Origin of the sequence: Devosia geojensis (assembly GCF_000969415.1) — a bacterium.
Classification (GTDB): domain Bacteria; phylum Pseudomonadota; class Alphaproteobacteria; order Rhizobiales; family Devosiaceae; genus Devosia; species Devosia geojensis.
On the sequence record NZ_JZEX01000036.1, the window covers coordinates 1 to 1,873 of the forward strand.

At 67.9% G+C, this 1,873-nt stretch carries 2 protein-coding genes; both read right to left on the reverse strand.

The window, feature by feature from the left end:
- Nucleotides 1–74: 74 nt before the first annotated feature.
- Nucleotides 75–1,238, reverse strand: coding sequence for an enoyl-ACP reductase FabV (fabV, locus tag VE25_RS02195; protein ID WP_046106951.1), 1,164 nt, complete (start codon nt 1,236–1,238; stop codon nt 75–77).
- An 81-nt stretch (nt 1,239–1,319) separates the two neighbouring features.
- Nucleotides 1,320–1,778, reverse strand: coding sequence for a nucleoside deaminase (locus tag VE25_RS02200; protein ID WP_046106952.1), 459 nt, complete (start codon nt 1,776–1,778; stop codon nt 1,320–1,322).
- Nucleotides 1,779–1,873 lie beyond the last annotated feature (95 nt).

A 1,873-nucleotide genomic window follows, 5' to 3' on the forward strand; every position in this document is an offset into this window, starting at 1 on the left:
CCCCACCCTCATTCCCTCCCCTCAAGGGGGAGGAAGGCGAAGGAGCCGTCGATTCCGATAAAACCTGACATGCTCTAGACCTCGCGCGGATCGACGTCGGCGCCGTAGTCCACGCCGCCGAGGCCGAAGCCGAAGAGCTTGAGGAATTCCTCGCGGTACTTGCCGAGATCGGCCAGGTGCGGCAGCGTTTCGGTCGAGAGCAGCGGCCAGCGGCGGGCCATTTCGTCCTGCACAGTCTTGGAGAGCTCCCAGTCGTCGACGCGGATGCGGTGCGCGTCATCGAGAGCGGGATCGGCGAGCTTGGTGCGGAAGAGGCGATCGATCTGCTCGATGCAGCCTTCGCTGACGCCCATCTCGGCCATGACCTTCAGGAGCAGCGTGCCATAGAGCGGCACCACCGGAATGGCGGAGCTCGCCTGCGTGACCACCGCCTTCAGCGCCACGACATAGGCGCTTTCCGCCCCGAAGCGGGCGCGGATGGCCCCGGCGGCGCGGTCGAGATCGGCCTTGGCGACGCCGAGCGTGCCCTTGTGGTAGATCGGCCAGGTGAGCTCGCTGCCCAGATACGTGTAGTTGAGCGTCGTGAAGCCGTCGGCGAGGACGCCGGCATCGGCCAGCGCCGAAATCCACAGCTCCCAGTCCTCACCGCCCATCACCTTGACGGTCGCTTGCGCTTCCTCCTCGGTCGCCGGCTCGATCTCGATCTGCGAGACCTCGCCGGTGGCGGTATTGAGCGTCTTGGCCTTAACGGCGGCGCCGTAGGGCTTGATGGCGGAGCGATAGGTCTCGCCGGTCCTGGGATCCGTGCGGACAGGCGAGGCGAGGCTGTAGACGACGAGGTCGACCTGACCGAGGTTCCGCCGGACGACCTCGATGGTCTCGGCCTTGATCGCGTCGGAGAAGGCGTCGCCCTCGACGGTCACCGCGATCCGGCCGGCCGCCCTGGCGCGCTGCTCGAAGGCGCGGTTGTTGTACCAGCCGGCGCTCGCCGTCTTGTTCTCGGCCGGGGGCTTTTCGAACGATACGCCGACGGTATCGGCATCGCTGCCGAAGGTCGTGACGACGCGCGAGGCCAATCCGTAGCCGGTCGAGCACCCCAGCACCAGCACCCGGCGCCGCGCTGACGGGATCGGTCCCTTGACCACGACATGGTCGATCTGGCGCTGGACATTGGTCGCGCAGCCGACGGGATGCGCGGTGGTGCAGATGAAGCCGCGGATTTTGGGCTCGATGATCATGGGCGAAAGCTCCGAATGGTCGTGGCTTTTCGTAACGCGCAGAATGGCCCGGGGCTAGGGCGATCTGAGAAGATCGCACGGCTACTTTGTCCGCAAACCGCGGAAAAACGCCTTCAGCAGCGCTTCGGACCGGTTCGCGCCGATGCCGCCGATCACCTCCGGGCGATGATGGCAGGTGGGCTGCTCGAAGAGGCGGATGCCGTTCTCGACGGCGCCGGCCTTCGGGTCCTCGGCGCCGAAATAGACGCGGCGCAGGCGGGCATGGGCGATGGCGCCGGCGCACATGGCGCAGGGCTCGAGGGTGACGTAGAGGTCGCACCCGTCGAGCCGGCCGGTGCCGCGGGCGGCGAGCGCGGCGCGGATGGCAAGGAACTCGGCGTGGGCGGTGGGATCGGCAAGGGCGCGCATGCGGTTGCGCTCGGCGGCGAGCACCCGGTCGCCCTCGACGATCACGGCCCCGACCGGCGCCTCGCCATCGGCGGCGGCCTCGGCGGCAAGCGCTAGGGCGAGGTTCATCGGGGATTGATCGGAGCTGGTCATGGGGCGTCGGTACCATCCCAGAGAAAGAGTTCTCGGCTCCTTCGCCTCCCTCCCCCTTGAGGGGAGGGAATGAGGGTGGGGGTGGTTCAGTTGGA

What these genes read in the sequence shown, in the direction of transcription:
- fabV (WP_046106951.1), bottom strand. Translation starts at nt 1,238, where the DNA reads ATGATCATCGAGCCCAAAATCCGCGGCTTCATCTGCACCACCGCGCAT.
- VE25_RS02200 (WP_046106952.1), bottom strand. Translation starts at nt 1,778, where the DNA reads ATGACCAGCTCCGATCAATCCCCGATGAACCTCGCCCTAGCGCTTGCC.